Annotated in this window: 16 protein-coding genes; 10 read left to right on the top strand and 6 right to left on the bottom strand. The window is 54.7% G+C overall.

Annotated features, from left to right (window positions below; genetic code table 11):
- Positions 1-30: 30 nt before the first annotated feature.
- Positions 31-1,272, bottom strand: a complete 1,242-nt coding sequence (locus H8B13_RS14400) for a PmoA family protein (protein WP_222841428.1) — start codon at positions 1,270-1,272, stop codon at positions 31-33.
- Positions 1,273-1,486: 214 nt separating this feature from the next.
- On the opposite strand from H8B13_RS14400, the gene H8B13_RS14395 reads away from it, so the two are divergent.
- From H8B13_RS14395 to H8B13_RS14370, 6 genes are all read left to right on the top strand, one after another.
- Positions 1,487-2,545, top strand: coding sequence for an OmpA family protein (locus H8B13_RS14395; RefSeq protein WP_187311488.1), 1,059 nt, complete (start codon positions 1,487-1,489; stop codon positions 2,543-2,545).
- A gap of 106 nt (positions 2,546-2,651) precedes the next feature.
- Positions 2,652-3,479: a polysaccharide deacetylase family protein gene (locus H8B13_RS14390; protein ID WP_187311487.1), complete on the top strand. Its 828-nt coding sequence runs from the start codon at positions 2,652-2,654 to the stop codon at positions 3,477-3,479.
- 120 nt (positions 3,480-3,599) lie between these two features.
- Positions 3,600-3,737: a hypothetical protein gene (locus tag H8B13_RS14385; protein ID WP_187311486.1), complete on the top strand. Its 138-nt coding sequence runs from the start codon at positions 3,600-3,602 to the stop codon at positions 3,735-3,737.
- A 283-nt stretch (positions 3,738-4,020) separates the two neighbouring features.
- Positions 4,021-4,665, top strand: a complete 645-nt coding sequence (locus H8B13_RS14380) for an FKBP-type peptidyl-prolyl cis-trans isomerase (protein ID WP_187311485.1) — start codon at positions 4,021-4,023, stop codon at positions 4,663-4,665.
- 244 nt (positions 4,666-4,909) lie between these two features.
- A complete protein-coding gene (locus H8B13_RS14375; protein ID WP_187311484.1) occupies positions 4,910-5,425 on the top strand; it encodes a hypothetical protein in 516 nt (171 codons plus the stop codon).
- Positions 5,426-5,487: 62 nt separating this feature from the next.
- Entirely contained in the window at positions 5,488-7,428 is a 1,941-nt protein-coding gene (locus H8B13_RS14370; protein WP_187311483.1) for a KUP/HAK/KT family potassium transporter, read from the top strand.
- An 89-nt stretch (positions 7,429-7,517) separates the two neighbouring features.
- Here H8B13_RS14370 and H8B13_RS14365 read toward each other — a convergent pair whose 3' ends face one another.
- Entirely contained in the window at positions 7,518-9,326 is a 1,809-nt protein-coding gene (locus H8B13_RS14365; RefSeq protein WP_261990377.1) for a M61 family metallopeptidase, read from the bottom strand.
- Between the two features lie 352 nt (positions 9,327-9,678).
- Positions 9,679-10,224: a hypothetical protein gene (locus H8B13_RS14360; RefSeq protein WP_187311482.1), complete on the bottom strand. Its 546-nt coding sequence runs from the start codon at positions 10,222-10,224 to the stop codon at positions 9,679-9,681.
- 469 nt (positions 10,225-10,693) lie between these two features.
- Here H8B13_RS14360 and H8B13_RS14355 point away from each other — a divergent pair, with 469 nt between their 5' ends.
- The 3 genes from H8B13_RS14355 to H8B13_RS14345 all read left to right on the top strand — a co-directional run bounded on the left by H8B13_RS14355 (position 10,694) and on the right by H8B13_RS14345 (position 13,028).
- A complete protein-coding gene (locus tag H8B13_RS14355) occupies positions 10,694-11,275 on the top strand; it encodes a C40 family peptidase (protein WP_187311481.1) in 582 nt (193 codons plus the stop codon).
- Between the two features lie 715 nt (positions 11,276-11,990).
- Positions 11,991-12,434, top strand: a complete 444-nt coding sequence (locus H8B13_RS14350; RefSeq protein WP_187311480.1) for a DUF2147 domain-containing protein — start codon at positions 11,991-11,993, stop codon at positions 12,432-12,434.
- 126 nt (positions 12,435-12,560) lie between these two features.
- The gene (locus tag H8B13_RS14345; RefSeq protein WP_187311479.1) at positions 12,561-13,028 is read left to right on the top strand and encodes a DUF2147 domain-containing protein; all 468 of its coding nucleotides are present in this window, start codon (positions 12,561-12,563) and stop codon (positions 13,026-13,028) included.
- A gap of 29 nt (positions 13,029-13,057) precedes the next feature.
- On the opposite strand, the gene H8B13_RS14340 is transcribed toward H8B13_RS14345, so the two are convergent.
- Entirely contained in the window at positions 13,058-13,525 is a 468-nt protein-coding gene (locus H8B13_RS14340; protein WP_187311478.1) for a hypothetical protein, read from the bottom strand.
- A 123-nt stretch (positions 13,526-13,648) separates the two neighbouring features.
- On the opposite strand from H8B13_RS14340, the gene H8B13_RS14335 reads away from it, so the two are divergent.
- Positions 13,649-14,284, top strand: coding sequence for a hypothetical protein (locus H8B13_RS14335; RefSeq protein WP_187311477.1), 636 nt, complete (start codon positions 13,649-13,651; stop codon positions 14,282-14,284).
- A 320-nt stretch (positions 14,285-14,604) separates the two neighbouring features.
- Here the strand turns inward: H8B13_RS14335 and H8B13_RS14330 are convergent, their stop codons facing one another.
- Together H8B13_RS14330 and H8B13_RS14325 are read right to left on the bottom strand one after the other, a co-directional pair.
- Positions 14,605-14,967 (bottom strand): hypothetical protein, encoded by a 363-nt coding sequence (locus H8B13_RS14330; RefSeq protein WP_187311476.1) that lies wholly within the window; start codon positions 14,965-14,967, stop codon positions 14,605-14,607.
- A 298-nt stretch (positions 14,968-15,265) separates the two neighbouring features.
- Positions 15,266-17,305: a M1 family aminopeptidase gene (locus H8B13_RS14325; protein WP_187311475.1), complete on the bottom strand. Its 2,040-nt coding sequence runs from the start codon at positions 17,303-17,305 to the stop codon at positions 15,266-15,268.
- Positions 17,306-17,476 lie beyond the last annotated feature (171 nt).

The following is a 17,476-nucleotide window of genomic DNA, read 5'->3' as shown; positions in this document are numbered from 1 at the left end:
TTTGGCAGAATTAGTAAAAATTGAATACCGTTACTTACGCTTGACGGAAACGGTGGGCGGCTGGCTGAAATAATGCCAGTTGGTTTCCGCTTGCTCTTTGGTGTAGCGGCCGTTGAACACCAGCAGCCGGTAGCGCAGCGTGTAGGTTTGGCCGGGGCTCAGAAGCCAGTCTTTGTTTTTGGTGGGCGAATAGTTCACGAATACGTCGCCTTTACCATTCTGCGTTTCGGGCCACACCCGCAGCGGTTCCGGGTGGTTGTAGTTGGCGGGAGATGACATCATCAGGGCTCCGCCGTAGTCTTTGTCGAGTTCACCCTGCACAATGCACCAGCGGGCCGTGGAGCCGTCGGCGTCTTTGCGGGTTTTGCCCCCCGAGGTCAGGATTTCGCTGTTGTCCTTGTTCCATTTTTCGGTGGCTCGCCAGCCAAAGCCCCCGTACCGATACGTGAGCAGCCGCACCGGGCTGGGGCTGGCACATGTGAGGTTGATGGTCACGTCGGCTATGTAGTAATCGGCATTGCTGGGCTGATACACCCGCACCGTTTGCAGCTCGTTCAAGGCTACTTTTTCTTTGCCGCCCTTCTTAAACGCCACGTGCTCTTGCTCAACCTGATATTCGCTGAATACGGGGCCATCGGTTTTGGAAACCACGCCAGTGAAGCGCACGGTGCCTTTCCGGTCTTTCAGGTTCCAGAAATCAACGGTGTCGCCTTCGAATAGCACGTGCGTCCAGGGGTTCCAGATGCCGTAGTGGTGGTAATGATCAGGGGCCTGAATGCGGGTTAACTCTTGCCCGCCGGGCGACCAGAGTGGATGGATAAAGCCGCTGCGCTTAAACGCCGTATCGATGCCGGTGGGCGGATACACCGTGTGGTAGTTGTATTGAAGCAGGTTCTTCGCGCCGGCCTGAACAAGCAGAGCGCCCTCTTTGTCGACTATGTTGATGGTAGGTGGCTTTTTTGTCTTCGCTCCTTTCACCAGTTCGTACGTTCGCTTCGTCAGAGTGCTGCTGCGGTTTTCAACGTTCCAGTGAAGAATTCGGGCTTTTGCTTTCTCAATCTGGTAGGGCACGGGAGTGCGGATATTGCCCTGTACTTCTACTAAGCTCAGTTCAGCGTCCGACAGGGATGTGATGGCATCTAGGCTCGTCTGCACCGGTATAATTTGCTGGTTAGTGGAGCGCGGCAAGGTTACTTCCAGCGTTGCCAACTGCTGCGCAAACGCGCTGGTGCCGAGGCCAGTAAATAACAGTAACAGCCAGAATTTCATCATCTTCATACTACAGTAATGGGAGTAAGGATTGAGAAATCAGGCAAAAAAGCCCCCCAGCCAATGAAGCCCGGACGAGTTAATGACTGTTGACAATCGGGGACACAGTATACTAAACTTGCGGTAGTTGGGCGTTAGAAGCAACTCACTGTTGCCCCTCACCTTCTTATAGTGGCTTCGTATCTATCATAAATAAGCTAAACTCAAGTATACAGGTATGAAACTCAGCTTTTGGTGTGGCATACTAGCCCTCGTGCTTGCTGGGCCTGCGCGGGCCCAATCTCTGGCGGGCGAGTGGCAGGGCGTTGAAACTGACCCCAGGGAAGAAGGCAACTGGCCAGCCGTGCTTCGCTTGCAGCAAAATAAAGACGCCAAGATATTTGGAGTGCTTTATCAGGAAGTAGGTAACCAGCCGACCATGACGGTTACGTTTGAAATGCAGGGCGCGCGTACGGAAGACGGGGTCAGCCTCACCCATACCCGAAAGCTGAGCGAGACGGGCCAGACGCCCTGGACTTACTGGTGCGATGGCTCCATCACGTTTACCTACGATCCGAATCAGGAAAAGCTTGTGGGCAATGCGACCTACCGCCCAGTAGGCGACTGCGACGTGGGGACGTTTACATTGTACCGCATCAAGCTAAAATCGTCCCCCACGGTGCCGGCCAATACGGAAAGCACCCTGCGCGTATCGGGTCAGGATGTGCGCTGGTACGCCGACCCTGATTTGAAGCAGCGCGTAGCTACCGGCAATACGTATCGCACCAAGCTCAGTAAAACCACCACCTTCTACCTCACGCAGGGCTATTTTGCCACCAGTCAGAGCCCGGTGGTACCGATTACTATTACCGTAGGTGGAACGGAAGCTTCAAAGCCAGTTGCTGCTGCCCCGACTCCCGCCCCGGCTGATACGGCGCGCCCGGCGGCACCCATTCTGGCTCCCTCGGTCAAGCCGATAGTATTACCCACTGTCCTATTCAAGTTGGGTACACCCGAGTTGCTGCCAACAGCCATTCCGGCTCTCGACCAGCTAGCCGCCGAGCTCAAGGCTCGCCCGACGCTGAAGCTGCGCGTGTCCGGCCACACCGATAAAATTGGGGAGCCCCAGAAAAACCAGATACTATCGGTGCAGCGAGCCGAGGCGGTGAAGTCTTACTTGGTAAAATCGGGGATTGCGGCGGAGCGCATCAGCACCGCCGGCTACGGCGACTCGCGCCCAATCTACCGCTCGCCCGACGCCCGCAATCGGCGCGTGGAGGTGGAAGCAGTTAAATAAGTTTAGAAGACGCATCCTGAGTCTATATTTTCAGGCTTGAATGTGCAAATCTTATGTCCTAGTGTTCCAATCAATGGTAAACACAGTCAATTTAATTGCCCAGCGCATGCGCCTATTTAAATCCTTTACATTCGCGACTTCTCTATTGCTGGCAAGTCAATCGGCGGCTTTCGCTCAGGCTGCTAACAGCTGGAATAACAAGCAATGCGCCGTTGTGCTGACTTATGACGATGCTATCGACGTAGACCTCGACAATGCTATTCCAGCGCTCGACTCGTTGAAGCTGCGGGGGACATTTTACCTGATTGGCTCCTCACCCGTGGTGGGCAAGCGCCTGAGTGAGTGGCGACAAGCGGCCGAGCGCGGCCATGAGCTTGGCAACCATGCCCTCATGCACCCCTGCGACGGCAGCCAGCCCGGCCGCAGTTTCGTGACGCCCGATAACGACCTGAGCAAGTACACCGTGAGCCGGGCAGTTAGCGAAGTACGAACGATGAACACGCTGCTGACTGCCATTGACGGCAAAACCGCCCGCACGTTTGCCTACCCGTGCGGCGACCTGCACATTGGCGGCGTAAAGTTCTATGACCAGCTAAAAAACGATTTTGTGGCCGCCCGGGGCGTTACGAGTGGACTGCAAACAGCCGCGCAAGTAGACCTGACGAACATCGACAGCTACATGATCAATGGCCAGTCGGGCGAGTATCTGATTGACTTGGTTAAAAAGGCTCAGCAGTCGCGCACGGTGCTGGTGTTTCTGTTTCACGGCGTGGGCGGCGGCCATAGTCTGAACGTGGATTTGAAAGCGCACCGCCAACTGCTGCGCTACCTCAAGGCCAATGAAAAGGATATCTGGGTGGCCCCGATGGTAGAAGTAGCAGAGAAGATAAAGGCCAGCCAGCAAGGCGAAGCAGCTAAGAAGCCGCGTGGATAATGCGGATGACACGAGAATTGACTTGACAACAAATTAGTTATGCTTGCATAACATATTAATAATCTTTACGTATTACCTTTGTACCCAACAAACTGATAGAGTACCACATACACCATTGACATGAAAAAGAGCACTGCCACCGTTTCGTCGCTTTTATTGCTGGGGGGCCTTGGTTCTTTGAGCTATTTGGCCGCGCAGGTTCGGGAGTTTAACCTGTTTTTCGACCTGCGGGACGAAGAAGAATGCTACTACTGCTAAGCTTCTCAGTCGCCGTTTTACGGCCACGTTTTTTTAATTAGTAGAAACGGGTTCCGCTGCACAGCGGGACCCGTTTTGTTTGGCCCCATCCAAAAAGCATCTTTCAAAATCAGGAGTTTAGTAGCTAAGAATAAAAAAACCACATCTATTCGAGCCGGTTTTCGGTACTTCACTGTAGCAATGGCCTCCGCCGGGTCGTTCGTTTCCCCTTCCACCGCTGCGTTGGCATTTCATTTCACGTTGGAATCTGTGAAATCTGCTCAATCAGCAAAATCTGTGATTTATGAACTTAGAAAGCCTCAAGGAGCAAATCAGCTACATCATCGGGCGCGATTTGGCCCGCAACTTTGCCCAGCAAGGTCTTGACCTTGACATCGAGGTGCTGGCCAGCAGCATGAAAGAAGGCCTGGCCGGACAACCCAGCCGTCTCACGCAGGACCAGATGCGCAATGCGATGGAGCAGTTGCAGAGCCAAATGCAAGACCAGGATGACCAACAAGGTGACGGCAACGCCACCGTAAACGACCCTAATGCCATGAACAACAAGCAAGCCGGTGAAGACTTTCTCGCCGAAAACAAGAACAAGCCCGGCGTAACCACCCTGCCCAGCGGCCTGCAATACGAAGTGCTGACCGAAGGCTCGGGCCCCAAGCCCTCGCTGACCAGCAACGTAACTACCCACTACCACGGCACCCTCACTAACGGAACGGTATTCGACAGCAGCTACCAGCGCGGCCAGCCTGCTTCATTCCCAGTAAACGGGGTAATTGCCGGCTGGACAGAAGCGCTCCAGCTGATGCCCGAAGGCTCGAAGTGGCGCCTCTACATCCCCTCTGATCTGGCCTACGGCAAGCGTGGCGCCGGTCGCGACATCGGCCCCGACTCGGCGCTGATTTTCGATGTGGAGCTGCTGAAGGTGAATAAATAAGCTTTGCTTCTAATTAAAATTGCCCCCCAACTTGCTTGTAGTAGCCGGCTGGGGGGCAATTTTATACGCATCATGACGAATAATCAGAACGCTGGAGAGACGCGACACTTCGCGTCTCAATCGTTGCGGTTGTTGTTTAATGAGTGCGGCATGTGTTGTTCAACGATTGAGACGCGAAGTGTCGCGTCTCTACAGCGTTCGGCCAGCTCAAAGCACTCGTTTAGAGATATTATCAGTTTACCCCATGCTCCCTTCTGAAGAAGATCCTACGCTGCGCAGCGCCAACGGGCGCGTGGTCCTGACGGCTGACGCGCTGGAGGTAGACGGGCAGCGCTTTGCCCTGCTGGAACTGGATGCGGTGGAGCTTAAGCCCATTCGGTGGCTGCTGTGGTTTTTGCTGGGGGGCATTACGCTGGCTGGCTTTGCTTTAGCTTTTTTACAGAACTGGCTGCGCACCGTGCCCGCCGCCCTGGGCCTCACGGCGGGAGCTTTGCTTTTGGCTTACGGCAGCCGAGGCACTAATCGGCTGCGCTTGTACCGGGCTGGTCGGGAAGCGCTGCACTTTGCTTTGGCCGGCGACCCGCTGCCCTGGCAGAAGCTGGCGGCTGAGGCCAACCGTCGCATCCGGCGGCGCCATGAAGAAGCGGCGGCAGCGGCTGTGGCTGCCTGGGCCACTGATTTGCCCCCCACCGAAACCGACCCGAACTCCTGGCCGGGACCACCTACTCCCCCACCCGATACGGCGGCACTTACGAGTTGATTTGCCTTACCTTTGGGCGTTTTTTCGTTTGGCATTAGCTTTTCCTCTTCCCCCTCACTTTCATGGACGCCACAAAATCGCACTCACACACCGCCATCTCTACTGGCGGGTTGCTTATCGCGCTCGGTATTATCTATGGCGACATTGGCACGTCGCCGCTCTATGTGATGAAGGCCATTGTGCCGGGCAATATCGATCCGCGCCTTGTGTATGGTGGCATTTCCTGCGTCTTCTGGACCCTGACCCTGCAAACCTCCATCAAGTACGTATTGCTCACCCTCAATGCCGACAACAACGGTGAGGGGGGCATTTTTTCGCTTTTCGCGCTGGTGCGGCGGCGTGCAGCTTGGCTTACTATTCCCGCTATTATTGGCGGTGCTGCCCTACTCGCCGATGGTATTATTACGCCCCCTATCTCCGTCTCGTCGGCCATTGAAGGACTGGAGGCGGTGTACCCGGGTATCCCGACGGTGCCCATCGTCATTGCGATTCTGGCGGCTTTGTTTTTAATGCAAAACTTTGGTACCCAGATAGTAGGAAAAGCATTTGGACCCGTCATGCTGATCTGGTTCAGTATGCTGGCCACCCTGGGTATCGTCTGGATTTCGCAGCATCCTGGCATTCTGCGTGCAGCCAACCCTGCGTATGCCTACGACTTGCTCGTTCGCTTTCCGGGCGGATTTTGGCTGCTGGGGGCCGTTTTTCTGTGTACTACTGGGGCGGAAGCGCTGTACTCCGATCTCGGACACTGTGGCAAAGGCAATATTCGCATCAGCTGGATTTTTGTAAAAGCCTGTCTACTAATCAATTACTTTGGGCAAGGCGCCTGGCTGATCGAACATCAGGGTCAGCAGCTCAGTGGCCGCAACCCGTTTTATGAGCTGATGCCCGAGTGGTTTTTGCTTATCGGTATTGGCATTGCCACAATGGCCGCCATTATTGCCTCCCAAGCCCTTATTACGGGTTCATTTACGCTAGTGGCAGAGGCTATTCGCTTGAATATGTGGCCCAAAGTGAAGCTTAATTACCCAACCGATATGAAGGGTCAACTGTACGTACCCAGCATGAATCGGCTGCTATTTCTGGGCTGCATTGGGGTGGTGCTGTACTTCCAGCGATCCGAAAATATGGAAGCGGCTTACGGTCTGGCCATCACGCTCACCATGCTTATGACCACCACGCTACTGGTAGTATGGCTCCGTTCGCGACGGGTGGCCATGCCTATCGTGGTATTATTTGCCGTGGTGTACGGCCTGATTGAAGGAGCCTTTCTGATTGCCAACCTCATCAAGTTTCCGCACGGCGGCTGGGTGTCGCTGGCTATTGGGTTGGCGCTGATTGGGGTGATGTACGTGTGGCTGCGGGCCTATTATATCAAGCGTCGCCTCACGGAATTTGTGAAGATTGAGCCTTATATGCAGGCGCTGAAGGACCTCAGCGACGACGATTCCATTCCTAAATACTCGACGCACTTAGTGTTCATGACTTCGGCCGAGCGCGCTACCGAAATCGAGTCCAAAATCATCTATTCCATCTTTCAAAAGCGGCCCAAGCGAGCTGATATTTACTGGTTTGTGCATGTTGACACCACCGACGAGCCATATACCATGCAATACAAAGTGGTAGAGCTCGCGCCCGATGATGCCTTCCGCATCACCTTCCGTTTAGGGTTTCGGGTGGAACAACGGATCAACCTTTATTTCCGCCAGGTAATTGAAGAGTTGGTACGCAATAAAGAAGTGGACATTACGTCCCGCTACGAGTCCCTAAGCAAGCAGCACGTGACCGGCGATTTCCGCTTTGTGGTACTGGAAAAGTACTTATCAGTCGAGAATGATTTCCCGCTAGTGGAAAAACTGGTGATGCAGGCCTACTTCTATATCAAGCAGTTCATAGCGTCGGAAGAGAAGTATTTCGGGTTGGAAACCAGCTCCGTTAAAGTAGAGAAAGTACCTCTGGTTATTGCGCCCGTTCGCAAGGTAGAGCTAGAGCGTATCCGTTAAGAATAGTCTTCGAAGTTCAACAATTGTTTCACAAAAAAGCCCCCTATATATTGTCTGGGGGGCTTTTTTATACCTTAGAAATACGAATACTACTGAGCCGTGCGCAACCATTTGGCCAGCACTGCCTGCTGCTCCGGGCTCGGAGTTGGCAGCTTTTCCACGCGGTAGCGGCGACCAGTTGAGGCCAGCAGCGGGAACGTAAGCTCCTTCATTTGGCCATCGCGGGCTACCAGCAGCTTCACTTCGGTGCCGGCGGCGCGACCAGTCAGGGTTTTGTTGGGGTCGTCGGAAAGACGGTTGCCATCGAGGGCTAGGATTTCGTCGTTCACATTCAGGCCACCTTGCCAGGCGCTGCCATCGCGCAGCACGCTGGTCACGGTCAGTTTGCCCCCCGCGGTGCTCACATTGGCCCCCAGCGCGCCTGTGGTGGCCGCGGGCTCCATGACCAGCGTCAGGCCGGCGTAGCCAAGAGCCGTGGCGTAGTCCAGGGTTTGGGTATCGTACACGCGGGTGCGGAAAAACTCATCGTACCGACGACCGGCAACTTTCTCCACGGCATCCTGAAACTCATCATCGGTGAAGCCGCGGCGCTGCTGCTCATAGTAGCGCTGGTAGAGGAAGCGCATCACATCGTCGAGGCTTTTCTGGCCCTTGGTTTCGTTGATGATCATCAGGTCTAGCACGGTGCAAATCAACTCGCCTTTGTCGTAGTAGCTGATGGTGGAGTTGACGGAGTTTTCGTTGGGCCGATAACCTTTAATCCAGGCATCGAAGCTCGATTCGCTGGCCGACTGCAACTTATTGCCCGGCTGATTTTCTACGCGGGTGATGCCGTTGCTGAGGCTCGCCAGATAATCATTGGGAGTCACGAAGCCGGCCCGCTGCACGATAATGTCGCCGAAGTAGCTGGTGCCGCCTTCGCTCAACCAGAGCATGCGGGTGTAGTTTTCGTGGTCATAATCGAACGGTCCCAGCGCCACAGGCCGGATGCGCTTCACGTTCCAGAGGTGAAAATATTCGTGGCCCACCAGCCCCAGAAATCCCTTGTAGCCGGCTTCGGTGCTGTAGGCATTGCGCGATACGGATAAGGTGGTCGAAAACAGGTGCTCCAGACCGCCGGTGCCGCGCTCAATGTTGTGAATGATGAATACGTAGCGGTCCAGCGGGTTTTTCCCTACCACCCGGTGCGCTTCTTCGCATACCCGCTTCATATCCGCGAGTAATTTGGCCTCGTCGTAGCGCGCATTGCCAAACATGGCAATCGTGTGAGGCGTGCCGCTGGCTTCAAACGAGAGTACTTTATGGGTACCTATCTCGATGGGCGAGTCGGCCAGCTCGTCGTAGTTGCTGGAGCTAAAGGTGAATGGCGCGCCGCCAGCCACTGGCTTCAGACTGGTTGTCACCTGGTTCCAGCCAGCGGCGGGCTGTACGGTGATGGTGCTTGCCAGGGGCTTGCCTTCGGCCGGATACATGAATACGCTGGTGCCATTGAGGTAACCGTGAGCGGCGTCCAGAAAGCTGGTGCGCACGCTTAGCTCGTAGGCATACACGCGGTAGCGAACTGTAAAGTCCTTGGTACGCGGATGATACACCCGCCACGTGTTTTTATCGATTTTCTCAGCACGCAGCTTGTTTGAGCCGGCCGTGGCCTCAAAGCCTTCCACGTGCTTCGCAAACTCGCGCACTAAGTAAGAGCCGGGCGCCCATACGGGCATTTTGACATCGGTGAACTGTTTACCAAAGCCCCCCAGCGACATTTCCACTTCGTAAAAGTGGGTTTGCGGAGCTGGCATAGCCAGAGTGTAGCGCAGCGTAGGCGCCGCCAGAACCGCGCTGAATTGACAAAACAACAGTAGCAGCGCTGCGAGCAGCACCAAGCGAAAGCGAAAATGAGGCATGAAGTAAAGGGGTGTGAGTGAAGGAAACAGTAGTTGGAGGGCTAGACTCAGGAATACCTCCAAGGTTGCAAAGTAACGCCGAAATTTGCCCCCCAGCGTTTGATACGCCGTTCGGGTGCTCAGGCCGCGCCGCGCATCCACCGGAACCAAAAACACCCCACTGTTGCCGGTGGGGTGTTGGAATGCGAAGCGGTAAGCACCCCCGGCCCGATCACTCTACCTGCAAGCGCACCCGCCGTCGTCGACCTCCATGATGGGTTGAGCTTGAGTGTGGACTAAAGTATAGGCATACAGAGCCTATACGACGAGTAAGTATCGTTTCATACAAACAGAATAAAGGTAAAGAAGGGAGTTAGTACTGCATGTCGAAGCGCCCGCTAGTGATGCGCACGGTATTCCCAGCCCGATCCACGGGCGAGAAGGAGAACTCGCCCGAAACGATGCGCTTGACCGAATCCAGGCGGGTAATGGTCAGCACCCCGTTATGCGTGGCATTGGTTTCATAGTGTTCGGCTCCCCGACTAAACGTTCCCCCACTGGATCTTCCCGTATTTAATGGGGCATACAGCGGATAGGTGCCCGGCCCCGAGCGGGCATTGCCTAGGTACAGGCCAAAGCCGGCTTGATCATTGGGGTTGGCATTCGGGCTATAATTGCCATAAAGGACCAACCTGCCCTCCCCATAATAGCCCCCTAGCCGGGGCCTATTCCAATTCCCTTGAGGCAGCCAGACAGTATCATTGACCAGAAAGCCCACGGTGTTGCGCCCGGTCTGGGTGGCTTCAGGCAAAACGGGCACGGCGGGCTGGGGGTCGAGTGCTTTGCTGAACAGCCCCCGACATTGGCCAAAGAGGAGGCTGCCCGAGCACAGGGCGAGCACTAACAGGGATTTTCGCATAAGGCGAGGAAGAGATAAGTTAAATGGATAGGCGCTGCCGCGAAAGCAGGTAATAAAATATAAGAATATTGCAAGTGGTAGGTAGACCGGCAACGATAGAGCGGCAAGCACGAGCCTACAAGTGATTACTTTAGAACAGGATAATACGGTAAATATAGGCGGGTAAATGTGTTAAAGAATAAATGAGTGATTCATTTTGCCACGATAAGAAGTTGGTCGTCAACTTCTAATTATCCTGTTGTAGCTGGAGCTACCCCGGCTGCACGCCCCGCTCTGCCTGAGCACCTGAGTACAACCGGCAAGTGCTTCTGTCTGGGCACCTTGGTAGGAATGGCTTCGTAAAGCCGAAATTTGCCCCCCAGCTACCCCTTTTGCACTTGGCGATGCCCGGCCCACCGGAACCCACACCCAACCTGCGCCGTTAAGGCGCACAGGCAGGCCGTTCACCCCACGGCTTGCCTTATCTACTATGCGCTACGTCTGGATCACCTTTATCGGCTTAGCTGTGCTGATGCTCAGCTTGTTGGTTTGGCAGCGCCAGCCTTCGAAAGCCCCCGTTGAGGCAGCTTCGGTTGCTGCGCCTGCTACGCCAGTTTCCAAAACGCAGGCCCGCGCCGCTGTGTGGGTCAGCAATAAGCCCGTGCCGCGCGCCGATAGTGTGGTGCGCTTCGCGATGGAGCAGCTCGGTACACCCTATGTGTATGCCGGCGCCACGCCCACCAGCGGCTTCGACTGCTCGGGCTTTGTGATGTACGTGTACGGCCGCTTTGGCATTGATGTGCCCCACTCCACGGCCATGCTCATCAATACCGGTCGCCCCATTCCGCGCAGCCAGGCCCGCCCCGGCGATCTGGTGATATTCACGGGTACCGCCGAAACCTCTACCGAGCCTGGCCACGCTGGCATTATCATCTCGAAGGCCGGCGAGCCCATCCGCTTCATTCACTCTTCCTCGGCACGCCGTGAGTCAGGAGTGAAAATAAGTGCGGTGGATAACACCGGCTATGAGCGCCGCTTTATGGGTGTGCGCCGCGTGCTGGATGCTGATTAACTCTTTTGCAGTTTGGGTAAAGCAAAAAGCCCCCCAGAAACATTTCTGGGGGGCTTTTTTGTAAAAGGCTTTCATCGACGTAATTCAAACGAAAGCGCGGCGAATGGCTACAAAAAAACGATGCCCGGTCGCCTGTGCAGAACCTACTAAAAGGCTGCTGGGCGAACCGGGCATCTAATCCTTCAAATCTTACCAAGCGACGAGTCTGGGGTTCAGCCCCGTCATCCTTTGTGTAAGACCTTGCCAGAATGCGGGAAAAAGCCTTATTAGAGCATATTTCCGCGCGAAAGCTGTTGTTAAGCGCGTCCGGCGGTGAAGCAGACTACATTCGACAGGCTTGGCAGGACTTGGTTGGGACTACTAGACATTTTGTACCTCCTTTCTTTAGATCCGACATCCCTCAATCGCGTTTCCCAGCACCTTAGGGACCCTTGAAAGAGGTCGTAGCACTCACTACTGATCGGTAAAGTTAAAAGACCCTCGGATGGTTCAAAATAAAAAACCCTTTTTTTAGCTCAATGGCTAATATTTTTGGCCAGATGACTGAGGATCAAGCAGTTTTTAATTTAATAAAATTCAGGCTTTGCACATAGGCTATCCTAAAATGGGGCTGGCCTCAAAGTTGCAACGGCCAAGCCCAACAGAACCTCTTGGGCGATTACCATAATTCAGGATTTTTCTTCTATCTTTTCCCACAAATCCTACCCTTTACCTCATGAAAAAAACCTTGTTCCTCTGTCTAACCCTCCTGTTGGGTTACTCTGGATTGGCTTCGGCCCAGTCACTCTCGCCCTTGGGCACGTGGACCAACTCTGAAAAGAAGGCCACGTTTGAAATCTATAAATGCAACGGCGACAAGCTCTGCGGCAAAATTGTGTCGCTGACGGTACCCAACGATCCGGCCACGGGCAAGCCCAAAACCGACTCGATGAACCCCGATCCGAAGTTGCGCTCCAAGCCCCGTCTGGGCCTCGTGTTCATGAAGGGCTTCGAGTACGACGAAGGCAACAAGTGGGACGATGGCAAGATCTATGACCCCGAGACGGGCAAAACCTACTCCTGCTACATGAAGATGGAAAACGCCAACACCATGGAGGTGAAAGGCTACATTGGTTTCTCCATGATTGGCCGCTCCCAGACCTGGACCCGCGTAAAATAAACCACACCTGCTCCCGGCACGTAAAAGCGACGCTCCCAACCGGGGCGTCGCTCTTTTTTGTACCTTACTGCTTTCTAAACTTAGGTTGGATATGTGCGGCGGGTTCTTCTTTTCAATCCCTTTTTCTTGAAACACCTCTTCCTGACGTTGTTGCTGTGCCTGGCAACCATAGGGGGCGCAGCCGCCCAAACCCACTCCCCGCTAGGTGTGTGGAAGGATGATGCGGGCGAAACCCACGTCGAGATCTATCGGTGCGGCAACTCGAAGCAGCTCTGTGGGCGGCTGGTGTGGCTAAGCGAGCCGCAGGATTCGACAACCAATTTGCCCAAAACCGACCGCCGCAACCCGGAGCCGGAAAAGCGCAATCAGCCCCTGCTCAACCTCGTGGTGATACAAAACCTTAGCTATGACCCTGACGATGAGCGCTGGGAAGACGGCCGGATTTATGACCCGATGAATGGACGCACCTATTCCTGCTACCTCAACATGGTCAGCAAAGACCGCATGGAGGTAAAGGGCTACATTGGCTTTTCCTTAATCGGGCGCTCCCATTATTGGTCGCGGGTGAAGCCGCAGGTCATGGGAGCTAAATAATGAGCAGCTCTCATGTAGCCCTACGGCCTTTAATACACCGCCTGAACATGGTACGATTTGCCGCGGAAGGAGAAAGCGTCGCCGGGTCGCGCAGACGTCATAGCCTGATAAATGGGCGAAAAGGCTGATATAACACAATAAGGCTGCCCCTCGACTTTTATCTCGCCTAGGCTCAGGGCAATAAAGAAGGTTTGACTATCGGTGACTACGACGGAGCCCAGGCTGGGCTTATTAATGGAAGGACGCACATCCGAAACGCGTTGCAGCACTTGTAAGCCAGAAAGAGCTTCGTCCAACTGGCGAGCAAAAAGGTCGCGCTGAATATGGCAGGCCTCCCGAAACGACTCGAACTTATCCTCAGTAGCGCCTTGGGTTTCGTTGGCGCTTTCCTCTACCAGCAGCATCGCTTTGCGGGCAGTATCCGCTTTTTGCTGTTGAGCCCGCCGACATTCGGCCAATAGTTGATGACGTAACGCAGTGCGTTGTTTGGCAGTCATTTGCATAGAATAACTTAGAGATAAAGAGCTTAAGGATGTCTATTTTGAGCCGTGCGTTGCACATCACCGAAAAAACTATTTCAGACGGGTAATGTTGCTCCCTATAATCCCTCTCTATCGCTCTTGTTTACTTTTTTAAAACAGCTTCTAAGTCAAAGATCGGCTCCCAACCGAACCGACTGGCAACCAGCCGTGCGCACGCCGGCACAGATGAAACGCCACGAGCAGTGGCTCGCTGACCGCGTGTACCTGAACTGGGCTGGTCCTTACTTTAAAGCGTATCACTTTCGCAAAGCCGGGGTGGGCAGCAGCCAGGGTCTGCGGGTGCAACTGATCACCGACTGCGGCCGACAGGGAGCCATTTTCTTCTTCGATCCCAGTATCGGGCCGGGTAACTTCCGCCACTTTTTCGACTTTACCTGCGAACGGGTGCTGGAGCTTGGCTACAACCTGTCGACCTCCGATCAGCGCACGCTGGTGCACCCTACCTACACCGAGACGATTGACAAGCATTTTCTGAAGCCTCAGCCTAAAGATTGCTCGGAGACGGGCCGGTGCAACCAGCGCTACGGCAGCATTACCATCGATCTGATCAGTATCAATGAGCAGCCAGGGTTCATCCGGTTCTTTGCTAATCCCTACCACGACGACATTTTTACCCCGGCGCACTCCTTCGATGAGCTGATGGCAGCCGTTTATCAGCTGCCCCCTGCCGATGAGCAAGTGCAAGCTCGGATTGCGGAATACGCCCGCGAATAGGCATTTTGCGCCATAAAAAGCCCCCCAGTATGTAACTTAGCCTTACCCAAATTGCAAAATACTTCGGCTGCTGGTTGAAGCGTTTTTTTGGCTTCCACAAAGGGCTGAAAACGGGTTTGCGCGCTGAGCGCTATAACTGCACACCTCCCCGCACCTTTTCGCGGCCGTCGCCCTGTTCAGCGTAGTCGCCCTGGCCTTAGTGGAGGATCTGCACGAACATTGGCGGATGAGATGCTCGCTATCGGGGCGCATCTGGCGAAGCTCCGCGTTGATTCCCGTTAAGAGGCCGCAGAACTTCTTCATCTGCTCGGCGGGAACTGCTAGGTGCAAGGGGTGATCCATCTGGCAGAAAAAAGCAGCCGGTAGGCAAAGAGCTTGTCGGCGAAAAAGTCATTGAGGAATTCTTCCTGGAAAATGAGAAAGGTGAATTCCAGTTGGTCGGGGTCAAGCTTCCACTGCCTTTTTTGGAAGGGTGAGATAAAGATAATGGTGTTATCGTGGATGGGAATGGTTTGCTGGTTTAACACCACGTGACCTTTTCCCTGCTTGAAAAGCAGAACTTCAAAGTAATCTGTGTTGTAGAGTTCGGTAGTCAGAAAGCTAGCGGGCAACTCGTGCCCCAGGCCCACCCGCAGCAGAATCTCTACGCCGCATTCAGCTTTATGGAATTTGATTGTTTTCAAGCGGGAAAGATGCTAGGAGGAACGTGGCCTACAAATTCATATGATGGACAGTCTCGGCCCGGAAATGAGAACTGAATAGGCTGTAGTATTAGTACGTGTTGCTGCCTTCCCACTAACACAAGACGAGTACATTTTAGCCCCTTAGGCTTCTCCCTAAGTCTTATCGTGCTCTATCTTCGGTTTCCTGAGAGCACAAATACGCTCCGGCTGCTGGCCGGAGCGTATTGTAATTTGGGTAAGGCAAAGAGTATGGTGCTGGGGGGCTTTTTTATGGCGCAAATAGTAGACCTATTGGCCATTATTCACGCACAAAACGCAGCCGCTTTTGCTCGCCGGTACTACTGGTGAGCAACACATGATACAGTCCGCTGGCCAATGGGCGCGTATTGAGCTGACTAGCAGCCGGACTCAAGCTTTGGCGCAGCACCTGTCGGCCAACGGCATCAATTACCAAGGCTTCCACTGGTTCTAGCAGATCAGCCAGCGCCAGAAAGTCGCGGCAGGGATTAGGAAAGGCACTTACGCTAGCCAGCGTGCTTTCCTCGCTGTCGATGTCGACCAAAGCGGTAGTGCGCACAATCGGTCCGGTGGCATTTAGCACCCATTGGTCGGGGTCAAGCTCAATGCCGGTGACCGTGCCCGCTACTGCTACACTAAAGGCGGAAACCAGCTGGCTTTGGCGCAGCCGCACCACCTGGCTACTGCCCGTATCGAAAGTGATTTTATAATCCAGCTCGGTTTCAAAAAAGGGCGTCACGCTGGGCATCGAGGTGATTTCGGTGGTTTGCAGCAACAAATTGCCCCCCACCTGATTCCACCGGACGCTAAAGCTGGGGAAGCCCTCACCGGCGTACCACTGCTCAAAAAAGCCCCCCAGCGAGCGGCCTGCCTCTACCTCAAACACGCGTTGCAGATCGGCGGTGCGGGCGGTGCGGCCAGCATACGTTGCCTGAAACGTGCGCAGTACGCGAAAGAATTTGGCGTCGTCGTGGAGCAGATAGCGAAGCATGTGCACCACGGCTGCCCCTTTCTTGTAGCTCAGGCGCTGATCAAAAATGCGGCCTACGCTGGTGGTATCAGGTACGCGCACGCTGCCGCCGGGCGTATTGATGAGCACGCCCGTTATCCGATCTATCCGAAACTGTACCTGCTCATGCGTCTGATCCATCCAGAAGCGAGCGGCTTCGGGCGTGGCTAGAGCCTGCAGCGACAGGTATTCGCCGTAGGAAGCAAAGCCTTCGTTCAGCCAGATATCTTCCCAGGAAGCGCAGGTCACGTTGTTGCCAAACCACTGATGAAACAGCTCGTGGGCGGTGAGCGTGAAGTTGAAGCCATCCTGGGTGGTCATGGTTTGATGCTCCATGCCACCGCCGATGGGCGCCATACTATGCCCGTATTTCTCATTGGCAAATGGATATGCTCCGGTCAGGGCTGAAAAATTCTCCAGAAAACCAGATGTTCGGTCTATTTCCGCGCGATTATCGTTGAGCGCGGTCTGATTGTAGACGTAGTTGATAATAGGCACTCGCACGCCGTTGGGCATATTAGCGTAGTTTACATACTCCAAATACGGTGCTACGGCCACCGAAACGAGGTAATAAGCAATGGGATGGCGCGACTTCCACTCGTAGCGGCTGCGGTTATCGGGCAGCGGCACCACGCGCGTCAGCACACCATTTGAACCGACTTTATTAGGGTTCTTGGTGGTAATCCAGACGTCGGTAGAGTCGGCTTTGTCGGTAAGCACTTGCTTACAGGGCCACCACTCGTAGGCATGAAAAGGTTCGCTCAGGCTCCAGGTTACGTTCACATCGTAGCGGGGCACATAGCGCGTGTCAAGGGCATTGCCGATGGCGGCGGAGCTACCGTTGGGAGCCGTGCCGTGGTAATAAATAATGGCGTCGAACAAGGTATTGGGCGCCACTGGCTGAGGCAGCGTCACGCTCACGTCGCCAGATTCGCGGCGCGGTGCGGGGGTGCGACGTCCATTCACTAGCACCGAGTCGAGCAGCAGCGCCGGGTGCAACTCGAAGGCCAGCACGTCCAGAATTTGCCCCCCAGCGCGTGCCCGCAGCCGCACGGAGCCCCCCACCGTGCGAGCGTTATTCTCTATGTCAAGGTCCAGCTTGTAGTACTTTACGTCGTAGCGGTCCATGAGGCGGCGGTGGGCCGGCGTGGTCAGCTCCTGCCTCGTGCTGGTCCGCAAGTGCGTTTCGGCGCAGCCACGAGCCGCCGAGCCATTCAGGCCGGCCGCTACTGGGCGGTAAGTTGGGCGTTGCGCCTGGGCTTTATGACCGATTATCAACAGGCAAACCCAGAAAAGCAGAAAGCGCGTCATGAAGGAAAAGTAAGGGCAAATGGCACCTGAAGTTTACGTCCTTTTCAGGGGGCCAAAATAGTGGCGGGTATGCTAAAAACTCTGGGCTGATAAAGTGGGTTCCAGGGTCGCAAGTTGTATATTTAAAGACAACTCCGCCCTGATTACCAAGCTATTCGACTAATGCTTACA

Source organism: Hymenobacter sp. BT188, assembly GCF_014333585.1.
Taxonomy (GTDB): domain Bacteria; phylum Bacteroidota; class Bacteroidia; order Cytophagales; family Hymenobacteraceae; genus Hymenobacter.
The sequence above is the reverse complement of the archived record's forward strand: the minus strand, read 5'-3'. Positions and strand labels throughout refer to the sequence as shown.